Raw genomic sequence first — 20,583 nt, 5'->3', positions numbered from 1 at the left:
TTTGTACACTAAGACTAGGAGGTTGAAAATACATGCAAAACGAACAAAGATTACTGCTAGTAGACGATGAAGATCGCATTAGACGATTGTTAAAAATGTACTTAGAAAAAGAAGGATACATCATTGAAGAAGCAGCCGACGGGCATGAAGCAATCGAAAAAGCGTTACACATAGATTATGATTTGATTGTATTAGATTTAATGATGCCTGGCATAGACGGTATTGAGGTCTGTAAACAAATTCGCGAGAAAAAAGCAACTCCTATTATCATGCTTACAGCTAAAGGTGAAGAAGTAAACAGAGTCCAAGGGTTTGAAGTAGGTACAGATGATTACATCGTTAAGCCGTTTAGCCCAAGAGAAGTGGTTCTTCGCGTAAAAGCACTGCTTCGACGTTCTTCTCAAGCAACGTTTATTCAGCCAGAAACGAGCGTGAAAAACCTTATTGTCTTTGATCACTTAACCATTGATAATGATGCACATCGCGTTACAGCAGACGGAAAAGAAGTTAACTTAACTCCAAAAGAATATGAATTATTATGCTACCTTGCAAAAACGCCAGATAAAGTATACGACAGAGAGCAGCTGCTGCGTGAAGTGTGGCATTATGATTTCTTTGGAGATCTTCGTACGGTAGATACGCACGTCAAGCGTTTGCGTGAAAAGTTAAATCGCGTATCGTCACAAGCGGCGAAAATGATCGTAACCGTTTGGGGAGTAGGGTATAAATTTGAGGTTGAAAATAACTGATGTTTTGGAGAAGTGTAGTTGGTAAACTATGGTTTACTATCCTATTGCTCGTTACGCTTGTTTTATTTATTTTGACCATTTTACTGCTTCAGTTTTTTGAAAATTATCATGTTGTAGACGCAGAAAACCGTTTAACTAAAACGGCTGCTAAAATCTCTACCATTGTGCAGGAAACAGAGGATGAAAAGCTAGGACTATCCATTGCTCGTGAACTTGCAGATCAAGCAAGTGTAGTTATTGTTCAAGATAAAGATTTCTATTGGCATTCCACACATCCTGATAAAGAAAATAAGAAAGCTATTTCGGCCATTGTTAAACAAAACGATCAGCTAAATCAAGTGGTTGAAAAAGGCAAAGTAATACGGGAAAAAATGTACATGACCACAAAGAAAGACACGAGTGATGAGCCTTTAATGTTTGTTGTCGGTGTACCTTTAATGAAAGATAATAAACCGACAGGCGGCGTTTATCTGTATCAATCTCTTTCTGAAATTGAAGAGCCCGCTCAATATACGACTAAGTTCATTTTATTGGCTGCAGGTATTGCTATTATTTTAACTACTATCTTTGCTTTTTTCTTATCCACTCGAATTACAGCACCTCTTAGAAAAATGAGGCAGGCGGCATTTGAAGTAACAAAAGGGAACTTTGATACAAAAGTACCTATTTTAACTCACGATGAAATTGGAGAGTTAGCGATTGCTTTTAATCAAATGGGCAGGCAGTTAAAGTTTAATCTCAATGCGCTCAATCAGGAAAAAGAACAGCTTTCAAGTATTTTAAGCAGTATGGCAGACGGTGTTATTACGTTTAGTAGAGACGGATCGATTTTAATTACCAATCCCCCAGCGGAGCATTTTCTTCAGACTTGGTATTACGAGCAGGATGTGAACAACCAGCAGGTGCCTGAGCTTCCAGCAAACGTCGTGCATTTGTTTCAAACGGTAGTAGAGACTGAAACGGAGCGAAGTGCAGAGTTGAAAATTCAAGGGAAAACGTGGGTCATTTTAATGTCACCGCTCTATAATCAAACGAAAATCCGCGGTGCTGTAGCTGTACTGCGAGACATGTCTGAAGAGCGTAAACTTGATAAATCGAGAAAAGATTTTATTGCAAACGTGTCTCATGAATTGCGTACACCTATTTCTATGCTTCAAGGTTATAGTGAAGCTATTATTGACGATATTGCAAGTACGGATGAAGAAAAGAAAGAAATTGCACAGGTGATTTATGATGAATCACTCCGTATGGGCCGGCTTGTAAATGAACTTTTAGATTTAGCGCGAATGGAAGCGGGACATGTGCAGCTTCACTTAGAATCTGTAGCAATGGTTGAATTTACAGAACGTGTTTTGCGCAAGTTTCAAGGGTTAGCTAAAGAAAAACATATTAAACTGTCTCTTAATGGAAAAATAGAAGATGAATTTGAAGCGATGATTGATTCAGACCGTATGGAACAAGTGCTGACAAACTTAATTGATAATGCCATTCGTCATACGGATGACTACGGAGAAGTAAAGCTGCATCTTGATAAAAGTCAATCCGAAATCCATCTTTCTGTTCAAGATACGGGAGCAGGGATTCCAAAAGAAGATCTTCCGTTTGTATTTGAGCGATTTTATAAAGCTGATAAAGCCAGAACGAGAGGAAAGTCAGGAACTGGTCTTGGGCTTGCGATCGCTAAAAATATCGTGGAGGCACATCAAGGGATTATTGCGGTTGAAAGTGAATTAAATGAAGGAACAACTTTCTTTATCAAACTGCCAAAGTAAACACATGCTAAATAACAGTTTGTCTTCGGCTGAAATAATAAGAATAGCAAAGAGATGTGATTCATTGGAGAATCACATCTCTTTATTTTTTCTATAAACAAGTCTAAAAGAGAAGGAATTGGCATATAGTATGTTTTGTGTGCAATGATCTACATAGGAGGTTCTTTCTTCATGATTGACGTGTTAAGAAGAATATTGGTTGTATTAGTGATGGGATTGTGTATAGGTCTTTTATTTTTGGGCGGACAAATGGTAAAGGCAGAAGAGAAGCAGTGGGAGTGGCCGGTTGAAGGAGTCTTAACTGATATATTTGGTTCTCGTCACGCCAAACACTTTGGAATCGATATAGCAGCACCTGTTGGTACACAGGTGTATGCTGTTGCAAAAGGAGTGGTGAGCCGCTCTTATTATTCAAATACATACGGGCAAGTTGTTTTTATCAAACAAACGAATGGATACGAAACGGTCTATGCTCATCTAGAGAAACGACTTGTTGCAGAAGGAAATTCTGTAGCCGCAGGTCAAAACATTGGATGGGTTGGCAATACAGGACGATCTTCAGGTGCACATTTGCATTTTGAAGTTCATCAAGGAAGTTGGAATCCGGATAAAACCAATGCGGTAAACCCACTCGCCAAATTGGACAAGCAAAAACTATCGGCATACGTAAAAAACGATTTAGCTGCCACGGTTTTTCAGCAGTTACATCAGGCTTCTGATAACTGTATTCTTATCCATCAAGGAGATACATTATCTGAACTTGCGGCCAAATATGAAGTCGATGTGGAGCAGCTAAGAAAGTGGAATCATTTAAAGAACACCGCTTTAAATGCAGGACAAGTGTTAAAAATAAGTCCATAAAAAAAGAGCCGCTAAGGCTCTTTTTTCAATGTCACAACTCAATGCGCTGTATGGTCACAATTTCGCTTGTTTGTTTTAATGAAGTGATGACAGAATCATCTAAAAGTTTATCAAACGTGAGCATCATAATGGCTTCTCCGCCTTTTTGCTTACGGCCCACTTGCATGGTAGCAATGTTAATACGTAAATCTCCAAGTACTTTCCCTACATTTCCAATAACTCCGGGCTGATCACTGTGACGGATATAAAGAAGATGTCCTTCTGGATAAAAATCAATATCAAACGAATCAATATTAACAATTCGAGGTCCATATCCTGCTATATAAGTGCCCGTAATGGTAAATGTACGCTGTTCGCCTGTTACTGTAACGTCAATTATATTAGAATATCCTTGCGTATCTTCCGATGTTTTTTCACCAAATGTAATTCCTCGTTCTTTGGCAATCATAGAAGCATTGACTTCGTTAACAGGTGAGTCAATACGATGGGTTAAAAAGCCTGATAACAAGCTCCGTGTAATATAAGTGGTTTCTAAATCCGTCACTGTACCTCCGTAGGAGATCGAGATATGCTGAACGGGTTCTCGCATGCATTGAGATAAAATAGCTCCCATTTGTTTAGTAAGGCTCGTAAACGGCTGAATTTTTTCAAAAACTTCTTTAGAAAGCGTTGGTAAATTAATGGATGAACTTACAGGATTACCTTCTAGAAAACGCAGAACGTCATGTGCCACGTCTTCAGCAACGTTAAGCTGGGCTTCTTTTGTAGAAGCTCCTAAATGGGGAGTTGTAATAACTTGATCAAAATGTAACAAAGGGTTATCAATCGGCGGTTCAACTTCAAATACGTCAATAGCTGCACCTTGAACATGGCCAATTTCTAAATAATGAACTAAGGCTTTTTCATCAATGATCCCGCCGCGTGCGCAGTTTAATAAAAATACACCCTTCTTTGTTTTGGCTAATGTTTCATGATTGAGCAATCCCTTGGTTTCTTTCGTAAGCGGAGTGTGTACGGTAATTACATCCGCTGCTGCTAGTAATTCATCCAGGGATAATAATTCTACGCCTAGCTTTTCAGCTCGGGAAGAGGTTAAAAAAGGATCGTAAACGTGAACGCTCATATTGAAGGCTTTTGCGCGTTTAGCAAGCTCTGAGCCAATTCGTCCAAATCCGATAATGCCCAGGTGTTTGCGATTAAGCTCTGTTCCAACAAATGCTGAGCGGTTCCATTCGCGCGCTTTGACTGAAGCATTTCCTTGGGGGATATGCCGAAACAAGCTAGCCATCATAGCAAATGTATGTTCCGCCGTTGAAATGGTATTTCCGTTCGGCGCGTTAATAACGACAACCCCTCGTTTGGTTGAGGCTTCAATATCAATATTATCGACACCTACTCCAGCGCGAGCAACAATTTTTAAATTCGGCATTTTTGCCAGCAAATCCTCTGTAACCGTCGTAGCACTCCGTACTAAAAGCGCATCGTACGTATGCAAATCATTCTCAACTTCTTCAACTTTTTTTCGCGTAAGATTCACATGAGGAGCTTCAAGTAGTGGAGCAAGACCTTCATTGCTAATTGAATCAGCTACTAATACGTTATACATGACGTGAACATCTCCCTTGAATTTTACTATCATCAAATATTTGATAATTTACCATGTTAAAAAAATTCTGTCAATTATATTTTTTAAACTTTACAATTAGTTATCAAATACACAATTGTAAACGTAAAATTGAAACTATAAATATGTCATAATGCTGTTGGTTATGCACTTATTTCCTTATTTTACATATAAAACAGTAATGAAGTTTATAAAAGACATCAATTTAATAGGAATTAAAAAAACTTCTTTATTTACTTTTAATTCGAGATAACATATAATAAATTCATAATTAAATATTGGTCTATCTTCGGGGCAGGGTGAAATTCCCGACCGGCGGTAAAAAAACAAATTGTTTTGAGCCCGCGAGCTTATATGTAATACATACGAGCAGATTTGGTGAAATTCCAAAGCCGACAGTACAGTCTGGATGGGAGAAGGTGGAGGTTCAGCGTTCAAAACCTAATGTGATGAACGTTTATTAAATATGCCTGCCATGTCTCCTCTCAACGAATCATTTGTTGGGAGGTTTTTGCGTGGGGATATGAAGTTGAACCTTTCTTCTTTGAAGAGTGGATCACAAAGAAGGAGAGAGGCAAGATGCAACAAAGTAAGAAAACTCAAAAGCTGGTTATACTAGGAATGTTAAGCAGTATTGCTTACATTTTAATGATGATTAATTTTCCGATTCCTGGATTACCTCCGTTTTTAACAATTGATTTTAGCGAAATTCCTGCACTCGTAGCAGCACTTCTATTTGGACCTATGGCTGCTGTTATAGTAGAAGGAATAAAAAATTTATTGAATTATTTAATTCAAGGAAGTGCTACAGGGGTTCCGGTTGGTCAAGTGGCGAACTTTGTAGCTGGTTTACTGTTCGTTCTTCCTGTATCATATATGTTCCGTCGATTTAAAACAGCTAAAGGCGTAACGATAGGTTTGGTTACGGGTACGGTTGTAATGACGGTACTCATGGCTGTCTTAAATTATTATGTCTTTTTACCAGCGTATACAATCTTCTTACAATCGCCAGAAATGTCTAGTGAACAAGCGCGTCAATATATCGTTGCAGGTATTTTGCCGTTTAACTTAATAAAAGGAGCAGCAACAGGGGTTATTTTTGTCTTATTGTTTTCAAAAATGAAGCAATGGATCACGCGCCGCGTTGCTGTTTAATTCAATCGCTCTCCCGGGGAGAGCGATTTTTATATATAAAAAAACCTGCAGCATGTACTATACTACAGGTTTGTTCAATACTTATTCGAATTTATTAGCATCGCCTTCGAATTTTTCATCCGCTACGCGAATTGAATCCGTAGGGCAGCCTTCCATTGCATCCATCATATCATCTTCTAGATCTTCTGGAATTTCTACTACACCTTGGTTATCATCTAATGTTACGAATGCAATACCTTCATCATCATAATCATAAATGTCTGGTGCTGCTGCTCCGCAAGCGCCGCATGCGATGCAAGTATCTTTATCAACAATTGTATATTTTGGCATAACAAGACCTCCTGTAAAGTGTTCGAAAATTTCTCATTATATAATCTCTTCGCGAATCAAGAGTGAAATTTCTCCTTATTCATTGTAAAATGATTTATAAAACTTTTCAATAGAAAAGTCACTGAGAATGCTTATCAAATCAAGGTTTCTTCACTTATCCAAACGTTTTGATACATAAAGGAAAGAGCTAAAAAGCCTTTATCTCACATGCTATTGGTCACTTTTGGTACAATGAATGAGAAAGGAAGTTGACACCTTTGAATTATATTCAAGTTAGCATTTTATTTTGTATAAAACAGTTAAAAGGTGAGCGAACCGCCTATGGTATTTATCATTTATTAACAGGTAAAAAGTCAGCGCAAACAATTCAAGACGGAAAAATTTTTGGAATCTCTTTTCTTTTTCAGTCATTTTTTTACTTAGATAAACGGTCTTTTGAAACCTGCGTTGCATATTTAAAAGAACAGCAGTATATCGAAGAAACTGAAAATCAAAAGTATGTGATGACAGATAAGGGACGAACACGCCTTGAAGATGAACTGACGGCTCGGCCCTTTCATCCAGCTTTAGACGGATGGAAATTCGCAAGCAGTACTCAATTATTTTTAGCAAGAATCACTTTGTTCATTCAGACCTTATCAAACCTACAGTATTTTCAAAAAGGGTTTTTACCCATTTCCAAAAATCCTGAGGTCATTCAATGGGTCAAAACGTATATTATGTCTCAAAAGCAAACGCGTCAAGAGTTAGCCGCCGAGCTATTCAAAGAGCTCCGAACGTGCTTGAAAGATTGTACGGAACGGGATGCGTCTCTTTTTGTTTTGCAACTGACTGGATACGAAAGAGTAGGCTTTACAAAAAATCAGTTAGCATATCAATATGAACTCGATGAGCATTATGTGCATATTCAACTTTTAGGGGTTATTCATCATATCATTGAAAAAGTGAGTCAAAATAATGAAAGCTTTCATGTACTTTCTTCTTTTTTGCATGATCTATATTTAGAATTGCCTTTGACAAGCTCGACGTTAAAAACGTATAGCTGGCTTCAAAAAGGAAAGGCGCTTGAAGAAATTGCTTATATAAGGCGTTTAAAAGAAAGTACAATTGAAGATCATATTGCAGAATTAGCTCTGTTTGTTCCATCTTTTTCAATCGATGCATACGTATCGCCTAAGCAGCAGGAAGAAATTATCTCGGCTTTTGAAAGTTTGCGTACAAATAAATTAAAGGCGATAAAGGAAGAAGTAAAAGACGACGTTACCTATTTTCAGATTCGTCTCGTATTAGCAAAACATTTTACCTGATACTAAAAAAAGTGGTGTTTGATGTGAAGATAGAACAACTTCTACAGAAACAATTTGGCTATAGCCAATTTCGACTAGGACAAAAAGAGATTATTCAAGATATTTTAACAGGTCATAATGTGTTAGCGGTTCTTCCTACAGGAACAGGGAAATCATTGTGCTATCAGCTCCCCGCTTATGTGTTGAACCGACCGGTGCTGATTGTATCTCCTTTAATTTCACTGATGGAAGATCAAGTTCAACAACTAAAGGCAAGTGGAGAAAAGAGAGTTATTGCCTTAAATAGTTTCCTACAACAAGAAGAAAAAAGACGGGCGCTAAAAGATTTAGCTTTTTATCGTTTTATTTATGCATCTCCTGAAATTTTGCAAAACGCTGTTGTGGTAGAAGCATTAAAACAGGCAAAGGTAGGCCTTTTCGTTGTGGACGAGGCGCACTGTATTTCTCAGTGGGGACATGATTTCCGTTTGGATTATCTTCAGTTAGGAGATATATGGAAGGAACTTGGCAGTCCGCTATGTCTGGCACTAACAGGAACTGCGACTAGGGAAGTAGTGGAAGATATTAAGCGCTACTTATCGCTGCCTGCTGTCAACGAGCACATCTATTCCATGAATCGAAGTAATATTGCGATGAAAGTTGATTTTGTTGCAAGTATTGAAGAGAAAAAAGAGAAGTTGCTGATGTACGTTAGTGAACTGCAAAGTCCAGGAATTATCTATTGTTCCAGCCGATCTTGGACAGAAGCATTAACACAGCTTCTAAAGGAAAATGGGATACAGCGAGTGCAGTATTACCATGGGGGAATGGAACCGAATGAAAGAATGCTTGTTCAACAGCAATTTTTAGAAAATCAGCTGGATATCATTTGCTGCACAAGTGCATTTGGAATGGGGGTTAATAAATCGAATGTTCGCTTTGTTATTCATTTTCATACACCTACGCAGCTAGAAGCATACGTACAGGAAATTGGAAGAAGTGGACGCGATCAGCAAAACAGTATTGCGATTTTGCTTTATGCTGAAGGAGACGATGATTTTGCTCATTCTTTACTTGAAATTGAGCTTCCTTCTTCAGATATCATCTTATACTGCCTGTCGTATTTACGAAATCATGATCAGGCCATTCCTTTAAAACAAGTAGAGTCTCATTTTCTTTATACAGTGGGTATTCAAGAAACACATTGGCGATTTATTCGTTATTATTTGTACAGAGAAAATGTAGTGGAAAATGAACATGTTGAACCTAGGAAAATCCCTGAATCGCTGCATGAAACGATTGTTGCAGCTGTAAATAAACGTCTTCGAAACAAACATGACAAGTACCGTGCGATGAAGGAGTTTATTGAGGCAAAAGAATGCCGTCGTCAGGTGCTGCTTGGCTATTTCAATGAGCTGGGAAAATCAGAGCTTCAGAATTGTTGCGATTGCTGCGGATTGGATTTAGAAGCCTATAAAAAAACAAATGGTGAGCAAGAGCAATGGACATTTCAAGGCTGGGAATTAGAATTAGCTCGTTTGCTTCGTCAAGGAGAGATATAATGGCAAAGTCACAGCAAGAGCTTATTTCATCCATGACGGATGCAGAGCTGGTTAAAAATTTATATGTAACGCAGCTGCTCATCTGCTTTATTGCTTTAGGCATCGGTTTTTTCACATTTGATTCGTGGCATTCCTTTTTACAGTTTTTTGAGCTGGATTGGGCTTCTATTTTATTGTACGGGGGAGGTACAGCTCTCTTGGTAGTAGGAGGAGATATGCTTCTAATGAAGTGTGTACCCGAGCATTTATATGATGACGGAGGGATTAATGAACGTTTATTTGCTAATCGTTCCATTCCTCATCTAGCCCTTATTTGCCTAATCGTTGCCTGTTCAGAAGAAATATTATTTCGAGGGGTTATACAAGTTCAGTTTGGCCTTTTTTGGGCGAGTATCGTATTTGCACTCGTTCACATTCGATATTTAAAAAAGTGGTTTCTATTTATTTCGGTTGTGGTTTTAAGCTTTTTAATAGGGTTGCTGTTTTGGTGGACTGAAAATTTGTATGTCACGATTTTTACTCATTTTCTCATTGATTTTTTATTAGGCCTGCAGATACGAAAGTCAAAAGGGAAATCTGTACAGTCAGAAGAACTCATGCAGTAAAGGTTAAGGAAACAGCCATTATTTTCAGTGTTATCCACATAATCTTTTATATTCACTCATATGTTGTACTAGCATACGAGGGGGTGGAATGTTGGAAAACAAGTTGATAGACTTTGAAAGCGATGAAACACTTCAATATATATTAGCGAGCGTTATCAAAAGAAAAGAGACGGTTAATAAGCTGAAAGCTAAAGAGAAAAGATGGAAGCTTTTGTTTTTAGCCAGCGTAACGGCTGTTATTAGCTACTTTTTTTTCATATTTCAAAGCGGTTTTTTTACGACGTTTAGCGAATTTTTCTCATTTTTGTTAGGTAACATAGGGCATTTGATGTTTCTATTGCTTACCGTCTCCCTTTATTTTTATACTGTACAGCTGCAGAAAAAAAGCGAGAAAGCGGAAAAGACTTTTCAAGACTTGCGCTGTGAGATTATTAAAAGAAGCAAAGAGCTATGGGCGACGCCTGAAACATGGGAGAACCGAAAAGAAACGTTCCGCTGGATGCAGTCCACTTATGGAATTAATTTATATCATGAAAATAAATAGAATCGCATGAAAAAGCCTCTTTTTACATAGAAGTTTAGTGAAGGGGGTTTTTTTGTGAGAGATTGGTTTAACTTGCTGGCTGCGTGGTTATGCAGTTATTATATCAGCAGTTTAACGGCTGTAGGCTCAAAAGCTTCGTTAACCTATTTACTTATTCAAATGATTTTACATCCGTTAGATGTGTTTGGTATTATAATCTTATTTTTCACGGCTCTTTTTTGTCTGTCGGCGGCAGTTCGTAAAGTGTTTCTGCAAAGTCGGTTGTTTCTAAAAGGCTATAAGGTAAAATGGCATGAATATCTTGTTTCATGTCTATGTGTGATAGGAGTTTTATCGTTAAGTACAGTTGCGCTTTATCAAGTAGTAGGTTTGTTAACAATTGCGACAATTTATGCCCTTTCTTCTTTAACAGAAACACACCGTGTATAAAATGAAAAGAAGGAGAATATATGGTTATTTCTTTAATTATTTTAGCGTTAGGCATAGGCCTGCTGATTTTTATGTTTTCGGAAGCCCATCGTACATATGTAGAAGAAAGAACGATTCATTTATCAACATTTCCCGGAAATCAGCAGCCTTTACGCCTGTTTTTTATATCGGATGTACATAAGCGAACAGTTTCGTCGAAGTTGTTGGAAAAAATACCTGGTGAAGTAGATTTTGTGATCATAGGCGGTGACTTACTAGAAGGAGGAGTACCTTTATTGCGTGCTCGTCAAAATATTCAAAAGCTTAAAACGCTTGGACCGGTCTATTTTGTATGGGGAAATAATGATTACGAAGTAAGTCAAGTGCAATTGAAGCAGATGCTTAAGGATGAGGGAGTTATTACCCTTAAAAACGAGCATGTCTCTGCAGTTTCTAAACATGGTACTACATGCAATTTTGCGGGAGTAGATGATTTATCCGAAGGTGAGATGGATCTAAAGCGAGCTGTTTCTTCCATTGAACCTGACCAGCTTACCATTCTTCTAAGCCACAATCCTGATGTTATCTATTATGTAGATGAAGAATCAAAAGTAGATTTAATTTTGAGCGGACATACACACGGAGGACAGATACGCTTATTTAATTTTGGTATGTATGAATTAGGAGGGCTGAAAGAGAAAAGACAGATTCCTCTTTTTGTTAGTAATGGATATGGTACAACCTCCCTGCCTCTCCGTTTACAAGCTAGAGCACAAACGCATTATATCACTTTAAAAAGGAAAGAATAGCCTTGAACAAACTCTTTACATAGCATATACAAATTTTACACACAGGATAACTTATCCTATAATTCAATTAATAGAAACAGTTCACGAAGAGTAGTTGGAGGTTACGTATGGCTCACGAAGGGAAGTATAATATTAAAGCCATCTCAAATATGGTCGGGATCCAGCCGGGAACTTTGCGTGCATGGGAACGACGCTATCAAATTTTAAATCCTGTCCGCAATGAATCGGGGCATCGGTTATATACAGAGGAAGATTTGCGGAAATTAAAATGGCTCACGGAAAAAGTGAGCGGAGGTTTTACGATTAGTCAAGCGGTTTCGTTATTAGAAACGGAAAGTAGTACAGTAGGAGCGTTTGAAGAAGAAGGAGAAGTAGATTCCCCTCAGAAAATTAGGGATGAGCTGTTAACGATGCTTCTATCTTTTGAAGAAGGAAAAGCACAGGATTTAATTAATCATGCGTTTAGCCTGTATTCGGTAGAAAAAGTGGTTATTGATATTTTGGGTTCTCTACTCGTGACGGTTGGAGATATGTGGGAAAAAGGGCAAATCACAAGTGCTCATGAGCATTATACGACTCAAGTATTAAAAACGCGTATCAGCATGATTTTTTATTCGCTGCCTTCAAATGGCTTATTGCCTAAAGCGATTGCTGTATGTGGGCCTAATGAGACACATGAAGTTGGACTTCTAGTCTTTACGCTATTTTTACGCCGTAAAGGGTTTGAGGTTATTTATTTAGGAAGCAGCATTGAAGATAAAGATGTTGAGCTAATTGTTAAAGAAGTAGACCCAACGTTTTTATTTATGTCATGCACAATGATGGAAAATGCCGAGAAAACACTGAATTTGACGAACCAAATGATAAAGAAATTCCCGCATCTTAAAGTAGGATTAGGCGGTTATGTGTTTGATGGTTTAGATAGCAAAAGAAAAGGCGAGGCTCAGCCGTTTATTTTAGGAAATACAAAAGAAGAGTGGAACAGCTGGCTAACAAAAAAATTAGCAGAAATTGATTGAGAATAGCTTGTCTTTCCTTTCATAAACCTGTAAACTCGTAAGTAAACATCACGAACCGTTTTCCAAAAAATACATATACTGCATTATCGAACCATGTGGTTATGAGTGCAAGCGGGGAGGGACGCTAATGAGGCTTGAACGATTAAACTATAATAAGCTAAAAGTTTTTTTGACCTACGATGATTTAAAAGAAAGAGGGTTAACAAAAGAAGATCTATGGACAGATACATTCAAAGTAAAACAGCTCTTTCGTGAAATGATAGAGCAAGCTTCTCAAGAACTGAACTTTGAACCTACAAATTCTCTTTCGGTAGAAGTTTTTTCACTTCAAGCACAGGGAATGGTTGTATTTGTGACAAAGCAGTATGAAGAAGAAACCAGCTACGGTGAGTTCGATGAAGACGAGTTCGAGGACTTCATTGAAATGCAGGTCATGCTAGATGAAAGCGAAGACATGTTTTTTGAGTTTGATTCATTTGAAGATGTCATTCAGCTGACCAAGCGCATGTCAAACTTTTACGATACGGATAGCGTGCTCTATTCATTCGAAAAACGTTTTTACGTGCTGTTGGATTATCACATGCTGTCACCGGCTGAAGTTGGGAATATGATTGCGGTTTTGGCGGAGTATGGAAATCCCTCTACAATTACAAAGCACCGCGTAAATGAATATGGAAAAATATTAGTAGAAAAGAGAGCTCTGGAGTATATTAACTCTGTCTTTTCTTAACTGTTTAATTGAAATAATTACACCCGTGAAGGATAAAGCACTTTTATTAAAATAAGAGTGGCTGCACTTTCAGCTTGTACAAAGTTGTTGAAAGTGCTCTTTATCACCGGGTGTTTTTTATTTTTTTAAGACGATTAACGCATACTAGGAAAGAGGCAGACTTAAAACATTGTAGCATACCTTGTAAAGTTATTGGAAGCGTTTTCTTAGAAGAACACAAAAAATACTAAAAGTTCGATATTTTCCTTTGCAATGTAAAACTAAGGGTGTATACTATGTCATGAAAGAAGCACCATTCAATTAAAAACGAATAATTTTCGATACATTTTAGGAGGTTTACAGATGGTAGCCGACAAGATGCAAGACAGTAAAAATAGTCAAGAAGAGAAGCATGATGTTTTAAAATCTACACAAACAGTGATACATAAAGCGTTAGAAAAACTAGGCTATCCTGATGAAGTGTATGAACTATTAAAAGAGCCATTACGAATGATGACAGTAAAAATTCCTGTTCGTATGGATGACGGATCAGTTAAGATTTTTACAGGTCACCGAGCGCAGCATAACGATGCAGTTGGTCCTACGAAAGGTGGAATTCGTTTTCACCCAAACGTAACTGAAAAAGAAGTAAAAGCTCTATCTATATGGATGAGTTTAAAATGTGGAATCGTTGACCTTCCTTACGGTGGAGGAAAAGGTGGAATTGTTTGTGATCCTCGAAATATGTCTTTTGGAGAATTAGAGCGTTTAAGCCGCGGATATGTTCGTGCGATTAGCCAAATTGTTGGACCAACAAAGGATATTCCAGCGCCGGATGTGTTTACAAATTCACAAATTATGGCTTGGATGATGGATGAATACAGCCGGATTGATGAATTTAACTCGCCTGGCTTTATTACTGGAAAGCCCCTTGTCTTAGGTGGTTCGCACGGCCGTGAAACAGCGACTGCAAAAGGAGTAACTATTTGTATTCGTGAAGCAGCGAAAAAACGAGGCATTGAATTACAAGGTGCACGGGTAGTAGTACAAGGGTTTGGAAATGCAGGAAGCTTTTTAGCTAAGTTCATGCACGACGCTGGTGCTAAAATTGTAGGGATATCTGATGCATACGGAGCGCTGCATGATCCTAATGGTTTAGACATTGATTATTTATTAGATCGACGCGATAGCTTTGGTACAGTAACGAAATTATTCAATAATACTATCAGCAACAAAGAGCTGCTTGAACTTGACTGTGACATCCTAGTTCCAGCTGCGATTGAAAATCAAATTACAGAAGAAAATGCCCATAACATTCAAGCGAGTATTGTGGTGGAAGCAGCAAATGGACCAACAACTCTTGAAGCAACGCGCATCTTGTCAGAGAGAGGGATTTTATTAGTTCCAGACGTTTTGGCAAGTGCGGGCGGTGTAACAGTCTCTTATTTTGAATGGGTGCAAAATAACCAAGGTTATTATTGGACGGAAGAAGAAGTAGAAGAAAAGCTTGAAAAAGTAATGGTGAAATCATTTAATAACATCTACGAAACTTCTACAACTCGAAAAGTCGACATGCGTCTAGCTGCTTATATGATAGGCGTAAGAAAAATGGCAGAAGGCTCTCGCTTCAGAGGCTGGATTTAAAAACAGAACAGCAGAACAGCAGAACAATTGCGTAAATAGAAAAAATCTCCTATCATTAATGAGGAGATTTTTTTGTTTTACACTGCGTTAAAATAAAAAAAAGGTGCGTTTACAACTGAAGGAGTGACAGGCATGAAGAAAGAAAAAGTAATTATTGTTGGCGGAGGACCATGCGGGCTTTCAGCAGCTATTGAGCTTCAACATACAGGTATTGATGCCCTTGTAATTGAAAAAGGCAATATTGTGAATGCAATTTATAACTATCCGACCCACCAAACGTTTTTTAGTTCAAGTGAAAAACTAGAAATTGGGGATGTCCCTTTTATTACCGAAAATCGTAAGCCTGTGCGCAACCAAGCTCTTGCTTACTACCGAGAAGTGGTGAAGCGCAAGCAAGTTCGAATTCAGCCGTTTGAACGTGTCTTGCAAGTAGACAAACAAGCGGAAAACCAAATTATTGTCACAACATCCAAAGAGACATATGAAGCGGAGAATGTCATTATAGCTACGGGCTATTACGATCATCCTAATTATATGAATGTTCCTGGTGAAGATTTATCAAAGGTATTTCATTATTTCAAAGAAGCGCATCCGTATTTTGATAAAGATGTAGTCGTTATAGGCGGAAAAAACTCTAGCGTCGATGCAGCTCTGGAATTGGTGAAGTGTGATGCAAGGGTGACGGTTATTTATCGTGGCTCAGATTACTCCCCTAGCGTAAAACCTTGGATATTGCCTGAATTTGAAGCGCTGGTTCGAAATGGAACGATTGGGATGCATTTTAACGCTCATGTAACAAAGATAACGGATGAAACGGTAACATATGAGCAGGAAGGGAAAGAATTTACGATTAGTAACGATTTCGTTTTTGCCATGACTGGCTATCACCCTGATCACTCGTTTTTAACAAAAATGGGTGTGGAATTAGATGATGAAACAGGCCGCCCTTCTTTTAACGAAGAGACGATGGAAACAAACGTGGAAGGAATTTATATCGCTGGTGTGATTGCTGCAGGAAACAATGCTAATGAGATTTTTATTGAAAATGGACGTTTTCATGGGAAATCAATCGCTTCTCATATTATCAACAAAAACAACGCATAGGTTTCTATGCGTTGTTTTACTAATGATTAAATAGCTGCTGCAGCTCATCATGATTCGTTGTTACTTGGAGAGCAACCAACAGTTTAATGCGTGCTTTAGGACCATTTAAGCCATTTGAAAAAATAACGCCCATCTCTTTTAACAGCTTGCCACCGCCTTCATACCCATATACATCTTGAGCAATTCCATTAAAACAGCGAGAAACGAGCACGATGGGTATCTTTCGCTTCAAAAGCAATTGAATTCCTGGAATGGTGAGAGGAGGCAGATTTCCTTGACCGAGGGCTTCAATTACAAGTCCATCAACATTCATTGAAGCCACTGCTTGAAATAAATGGTCGTCCATTCCTGCATAAGCTTTTAATAAAGTGATTTGTTTATCTATTTGATTAACAGGATAAAATTCATGTTCTGTAGGCATGTGGTGAAAAGATACGCCGCGTTTTGTGATTAATCCTATTGGCCCGTACTGAGGGCTTTGAAATGTCGCCACGTTGCTTGTGTGGGTCTTGGTCACATTTTCAGCGGTATGAATTTCATCGTTCATTACAACTAAGACACCTTTTCCTTTTGCCCCTTCACTAATAGCCACCCGAACCGCAGATATAAAATTATAAGGACCGTCTGAACCGATTTCATTGCTTGATCTCATAGCTCCAGTTAAGACAATTGGAATATCTGTATGCACTGTTAAATCTAAAAAATAAGCGGTTTCTTCCAGCGTGTCCGTGCCGTGGGTTAACACGACTGCATCAATTTTGCCTTCATTAATTTTATCGCGTATTTTTTTTGAAAGTATAAGCATTTCCTTAGGAGTAATGTGAGGAGAAGGCAGATGAAATGCTTCTTCTACGATTACATTGGCCATACCTGAAACAGATGATGTTGAGCGGTGAAGCGGGTTTTGAATATCTGGTGCTACCGCTCCAGTTGCCATGTCTTCTTTCATCGAGATTGTGCCGCCGGTGTGAAGAATATAAACAGTTTTCATAGAGAGCTCCTTTCAATTTTTCGTATAAGTATGATACATTTTTTGGTATACTTGTTTAAGGTCTTTGTTAGGCTTTGTAAATCGACAGCAAGTTATGTGAGCATTTACATATAAAGATAAGGACATTATAGACGGAGATTTTCATCCTAAAGATAACATGTTACTATTAAAAAAAATAGAGGAGATGAGGCGCTATTTATGTTGGCGATTGTATCTGCAGGCATTGCGCCAGGATTGGCATTGTTAAGTTTTTTTTATTTGAAAGATGAATATGAAACTGAGCCTATTTCAATGGTATTAAAAACATTTATTTTTGGAGCAATGCTTGTTTTGCCAATTATGTTTATTCAATATGTATTTGGTGAAGAACACGTTTTTCAATCACCTTTTCTTGAAGCATTTTTTACGACAAGCTTTTTAGAAGAATTTTTCAAATGGTTCATTTTATATTTCACGATTTATCAGCATGTGGAATTTGATGAGCATTACGATGGAATTGTTTACGGGGCAGCTGTTTCATTAGGTTTTGCTACCGTTGAAAATATTTTATATTTATTTGCAAATGGTTTAGAATCAGCGCTAGGAAGAGCCATTTTACCCGTATCTAGTCATGCTTTATTCGGCGTCATTATGGGGTATTATTTAGGGAAAGCAAAGTTTTCTGAAGGAAAGGAAAAAACGAAGTGGACGCTGTATTCCGTATTTGCGCCGCTCATTTTACATGGAACATATGATTATATTTTAAAAACAATGGATCATTGGGTATTTATTATTATTCCATTTATGATTTATTTATGGTGGCTGGCATTAAGAAAAGTAAAAAAGGCCAAACAGCCATCGATTGTCTAGGCTCAGCTTGTAAATCTTTTTTGAGAGATTTACAAGCTGAGGTTTTTCATTTCGGTAAATTTTGCGCATCTTGTATAAAAAAACAACCTTTACAAAAAATACTCCTATCATCTTATCAGTTACATACGATGTAGGAGGTTTTGTCATGTTATCATTTCGATGTTTTAAAAAGTATGCATGTCTCATATGCATATGTTCATTTATTGCAGCGTCCGTTGTGAGTCCAAAGGCCGCTCACGCGTTTTCAAATCAAGTCATTCAACACGGAGCAGTTGGAGATGACGTTATTGAGCTGCAGTCGAGACTTCAGTATTTAGGTTATTATAACGGGAAAATTGACGGTGTATTTGGATGGAGCACATACTGGGCACTGCGCAATTTTCAATATGAATTTGGCATTAAAAAGATTGACGGTTTAGCAGGCTGGCAAACAAAGATTAAATTAGCTAACGCAACAAAATATCACGAAAGCTATGTGAAAAATCAAATTAGAAAAGGCAATAAGTTTACGCACTATGGTGGTAAGCCTCTTGATCAGCAGTCTAAAGGAAGCGGTAGCAGTGGAAAAAGCAGCGGGAACAATGGTCAGCAAAAAGCACAAAGCGGATCTTCTCAAGCAAAAAAACCTGCCAGTCAGCCGCAACGTAATACGTCTAAAGGAAATTCTGAACAACAGAAAGAAAAAGCACAAAAGCCAACAGCGGTGAATGTACCGAGCGGGTTTTCACAAAATGATATTCAGCTCATGGCAAATGCTGTGCATGGTGAAGCACGGGGTGAACCATATAATGGCCAAGTAGCCGTAGCGGCCGTTATTTTAAACCGAGTTAACAGTCCGTCATTTCCAAATACAGTCGCTGGAGTTATTTTTGAACCGCGTGCATTTACTGCCGTAGCAGATGGGCAAATTTGGCTTGAACCCAATCCAACATCTAAAAAAGCGGTTATGGATGCGATTAACGGATGGGATCCTACTGGGAATGCTATTTATTACTTTAATCCGGATACAGCAACAAGCGCATGGATTTGGTCACGTCCTCAAATTAAGCAAATCGGGAAACACATTTTCTGTCGATAAAGAGAGGTGAAGGAAACATGATTCGAACAATTTTAATTGTATTATTAGCTATTGGTGTTGTAGGTGTAGGGTATTGGGGGTACAGCGAACATCAAGAAAAAGATGCTGTGCTGCTTCAAGCGGAGAATACGTATCAACGAGCATTTCATGATTTGTCATATCAGCTAGATTTATTAAATGATAAAATCGGTGGCACGCTTGCCATGAGTTCGAGAGATCAGCTTTCGCCCGCGCTTGCAGAAGTATGGCGTTTAACTTCTGAAGCTCATAACAATGTAGGACAGCTGCCTTTATCGCTTTTACCGTTCAATAAAACAGAAGAGTTTCTTTCAGATGTTGGTGACTTTACGTACAAAGTGGCGGTAAGGGATTTAAGCAAATCTCCCTTAACAGATAAAGAGTATAAAACGTTAAATTCGCTTTATGATCAGTCAGGCGAAATTCAAAATGAAATGCGTCAAGTACAGCATCTAGTCATTGATAATAACTTGCGCTGGATGGATGTTGAGCTAGCTCTAGCCACAAAAGAAAAGCAAGGGGACAATACGATTATTGACGGATTAAAAACCGTTGAAAAAAGTATGGATTCTTTTGCCGAAACAGATTTAGGGGTTATGAATGCAACGAATGAACAGGAAAAAAACGCTTTTCATCAATTAAAAGGTAGAGAAGTTAGTGAAGATGTTGCCAAACAAGTGGCGCGTTCGTTTTTGAATTTAAAAGGAAATGAACAAATTCATATTGTAAAGAGCGGAAAAGATGCCGATTATGAGGTGTACAGCTTAACCATTACAGATCCAAAGACTAAACAAGAGACGTATATGGATATTACCCAAAAAGGTGGATATCCGCTTTGGGTGCTCGAAGATCGAGATATTAAAAAACAAAATATTAGTTTAAACGATGCTATGAACAAAGCGACTAAGTTTTTAAAAGATCATCGTTTTGAAAGCCTAGTGATGGCTGAAAGCGCTCAATACGATAACATGGGAGTCTTTACATTCGTTGAGCAAACGGAAAGTGGAGTTCGGATTTATCCGGATTCAGTTAAAATGAAAATGTCTTTAGAAGATGGATCTGTGATTGGCTTCTCAGCTAAAGACTTCTTATTAAAACATCGTACAAGAGATATTCCAAAACCTAAAATTTCGAAAGAACAGGCAAAAACCAAGCTAAACTCGAATGTAAAAGTGATGGAAGACCGCTTGGCAATTATTACAAATGATTTAAACGAAGAAGTGCTATGCTATGAGTTTTTAGGGACAATTAAAAATGATACGTATCGTATTTTTATCAATGCCGATACGGGTTTTGAAGAGAAAGTCGAAAAACTGCAAAACTCAGAACCTTTATATAATGAAGTATAAAGCTGAGAAACCGGTGTCTATAGACACCGGTTTTTTGTATTATATAAGTTTTTTTGAGTCTAAATGACTAATTTTTATTTACAAAATAAATATATTTGACTATGTTTAAATAAAGGG

General features: G+C 38.0%; 20 protein-coding genes and 1 riboswitch. Of the genes, 17 read left to right on the top strand and 3 right to left on the bottom strand.

Annotated elements, in window-relative coordinates; all coding sequences use genetic code 11:
- The first annotated feature begins 32 nt into the window (after positions 1 to 32).
- The 3 genes from MKX72_RS22060 to MKX72_RS22050 all read left to right on the top strand — a co-directional run bounded on the left by MKX72_RS22060 (position 33) and on the right by MKX72_RS22050 (position 3,382).
- Positions 33 to 749, top strand: a complete 717-nt coding sequence (locus tag MKX72_RS22060) for a response regulator transcription factor (protein ID WP_013059051.1) — start codon at positions 33 to 35, stop codon at positions 747 to 749.
- Entirely contained in the window at positions 749 to 2,521 is a 1,773-nt protein-coding gene (locus MKX72_RS22055) for an ATP-binding protein (protein ID WP_033579740.1), read from the top strand. The genes MKX72_RS22060 and MKX72_RS22055 overlap by 1 nt, the downstream gene beginning before the upstream one ends.
- Before the next feature lie 171 nt (positions 2,522 to 2,692).
- Positions 2,693 to 3,382 (top strand): peptidoglycan DD-metalloendopeptidase family protein, encoded by a 690-nt coding sequence (locus MKX72_RS22050; RefSeq protein WP_033579741.1) that lies wholly within the window; start codon positions 2,693 to 2,695, stop codon positions 3,380 to 3,382.
- Positions 3,383 to 3,413: 31 nt separating this feature from the next.
- On the opposite strand, the gene serA is transcribed toward MKX72_RS22050, so the two are convergent.
- The gene (serA, locus tag MKX72_RS22045) at positions 3,414 to 4,988 is read right to left on the bottom strand and encodes a phosphoglycerate dehydrogenase (RefSeq protein WP_028411531.1); all 1,575 of its coding nucleotides are present in this window, start codon (positions 4,986 to 4,988) and stop codon (positions 3,414 to 3,416) included.
- A 299-nt stretch (positions 4,989 to 5,287) separates the two neighbouring features.
- Positions 5,288 to 5,431: riboswitch (FMN riboswitch) on the top strand.
- 154 nt (positions 5,432 to 5,585) lie between these two features.
- On the opposite strand from serA, the gene MKX72_RS22040 reads away from it, so the two are divergent.
- Positions 5,586 to 6,161, top strand: coding sequence for an ECF transporter S component (locus MKX72_RS22040; RefSeq protein ID WP_155007657.1), 576 nt, complete (start codon positions 5,586 to 5,588; stop codon positions 6,159 to 6,161).
- 81 nt (positions 6,162 to 6,242) lie between these two features.
- On the opposite strand, the gene MKX72_RS22035 is transcribed toward MKX72_RS22040, so the two are convergent.
- A complete protein-coding gene (locus MKX72_RS22035; protein ID WP_013059046.1) occupies positions 6,243 to 6,491 on the bottom strand; it encodes a ferredoxin in 249 nt (82 codons plus the stop codon).
- 257 nt (positions 6,492 to 6,748) lie between these two features.
- Here MKX72_RS22035 and MKX72_RS22030 point away from each other — a divergent pair, with 257 nt between their 5' ends.
- The 10 genes from MKX72_RS22030 to MKX72_RS21985 all read left to right on the top strand — a co-directional run bounded on the left by MKX72_RS22030 (position 6,749) and on the right by MKX72_RS21985 (position 16,181).
- Complete coding sequence (locus MKX72_RS22030; RefSeq protein WP_049166180.1) at positions 6,749 to 7,798, top strand: helix-turn-helix domain-containing protein; 1,050 nt, start codon at positions 6,749 to 6,751, stop codon at positions 7,796 to 7,798.
- A 23-nt stretch (positions 7,799 to 7,821) separates the two neighbouring features.
- Entirely contained in the window at positions 7,822 to 9,339 is a 1,518-nt protein-coding gene (locus MKX72_RS22025; RefSeq protein WP_028411528.1) for a RecQ family ATP-dependent DNA helicase, read from the top strand.
- On the top strand, positions 9,339 to 9,944 hold the full coding sequence (locus tag MKX72_RS22020) for a CPBP family intramembrane glutamic endopeptidase (protein ID WP_028411527.1): 606 nt from the start codon (positions 9,339 to 9,341) through the stop codon (positions 9,942 to 9,944). Before MKX72_RS22025 ends, MKX72_RS22020 begins: the two co-directional genes overlap by 1 nt.
- An 88-nt stretch (positions 9,945 to 10,032) precedes the next feature.
- Positions 10,033 to 10,488, top strand: a complete 456-nt coding sequence (locus MKX72_RS22015) for a DUF2663 family protein (RefSeq protein ID WP_033579743.1) — start codon at positions 10,033 to 10,035, stop codon at positions 10,486 to 10,488.
- Positions 10,489 to 10,542: 54 nt separating this feature from the next.
- A complete protein-coding gene (locus MKX72_RS22010; protein WP_028411525.1) occupies positions 10,543 to 10,917 on the top strand; it encodes a hypothetical protein in 375 nt (124 codons plus the stop codon).
- Between the two features lie 20 nt (positions 10,918 to 10,937).
- Positions 10,938 to 11,705 carry a metallophosphoesterase gene (locus MKX72_RS22005; RefSeq protein ID WP_028411524.1) on the top strand — a complete coding sequence of 256 codons (768 nt, stop codon included), beginning with the start codon at positions 10,938 to 10,940 and terminating at the stop codon, positions 11,703 to 11,705.
- A gap of 107 nt (positions 11,706 to 11,812) precedes the next feature.
- The gene (locus tag MKX72_RS22000; protein WP_028411523.1) at positions 11,813 to 12,724 is read left to right on the top strand and encodes a MerR family transcriptional regulator; all 912 of its coding nucleotides are present in this window, start codon (positions 11,813 to 11,815) and stop codon (positions 12,722 to 12,724) included.
- A 127-nt stretch (positions 12,725 to 12,851) separates the two neighbouring features.
- Positions 12,852 to 13,454: a genetic competence negative regulator gene (locus MKX72_RS21995; RefSeq protein WP_025750420.1), complete on the top strand. Its 603-nt coding sequence runs from the start codon at positions 12,852 to 12,854 to the stop codon at positions 13,452 to 13,454.
- Positions 13,455 to 13,811: 357 nt separating this feature from the next.
- Positions 13,812 to 15,077, top strand: coding sequence for a Glu/Leu/Phe/Val family dehydrogenase (locus MKX72_RS21990; protein WP_370506064.1), 1,266 nt, complete (start codon positions 13,812 to 13,814; stop codon positions 15,075 to 15,077).
- Positions 15,078 to 15,209: 132 nt separating this feature from the next.
- Complete coding sequence (locus MKX72_RS21985; RefSeq protein WP_098626945.1) at positions 15,210 to 16,181, top strand: YpdA family putative bacillithiol disulfide reductase; 972 nt, start codon at positions 15,210 to 15,212, stop codon at positions 16,179 to 16,181.
- 19 nt (positions 16,182 to 16,200) lie between these two features.
- Here the strand turns inward: MKX72_RS21985 and MKX72_RS21980 are convergent, their stop codons facing one another.
- Positions 16,201 to 17,172, bottom strand: a complete 972-nt coding sequence (locus MKX72_RS21980) for an asparaginase (RefSeq protein WP_034270914.1) — start codon at positions 17,170 to 17,172, stop codon at positions 16,201 to 16,203.
- 198 nt (positions 17,173 to 17,370) lie between these two features.
- On the opposite strand from MKX72_RS21980, the gene prsW reads away from it, so the two are divergent.
- The 3 genes from prsW (at position 17,371) to ypeB (ending at position 20,466) form a co-directional block, all read left to right on the top strand.
- Positions 17,371 to 18,021, top strand: coding sequence for a glutamic-type intramembrane protease PrsW (gene prsW, locus MKX72_RS21975; RefSeq protein ID WP_028411520.1), 651 nt, complete (start codon positions 17,371 to 17,373; stop codon positions 18,019 to 18,021).
- Between the two features lie 145 nt (positions 18,022 to 18,166).
- Entirely contained in the window at positions 18,167 to 19,099 is a 933-nt protein-coding gene (gene sleB, locus MKX72_RS21970) for a spore cortex-lytic enzyme (RefSeq protein WP_028411519.1), read from the top strand.
- Positions 19,100 to 19,116: 17 nt separating this feature from the next.
- Positions 19,117 to 20,466: a germination protein YpeB gene (gene ypeB / locus MKX72_RS21965; protein WP_014458333.1), complete on the top strand. Its 1,350-nt coding sequence runs from the start codon at positions 19,117 to 19,119 to the stop codon at positions 20,464 to 20,466.
- Positions 20,467 to 20,583: the final 117 nt, after the last annotated feature.

Origin of the sequence: Priestia sp. FSL R5-0597 (assembly GCF_038006305.1) — a bacterium.
Classification (GTDB): Bacteria; Bacillota; Bacilli; order Bacillales; family Bacillaceae_H; genus Priestia; species Priestia zanthoxyli.
The sequence above is the reverse complement of the archived record's forward strand: the minus strand, read 5'-3'. Positions and strand labels throughout refer to the sequence as shown.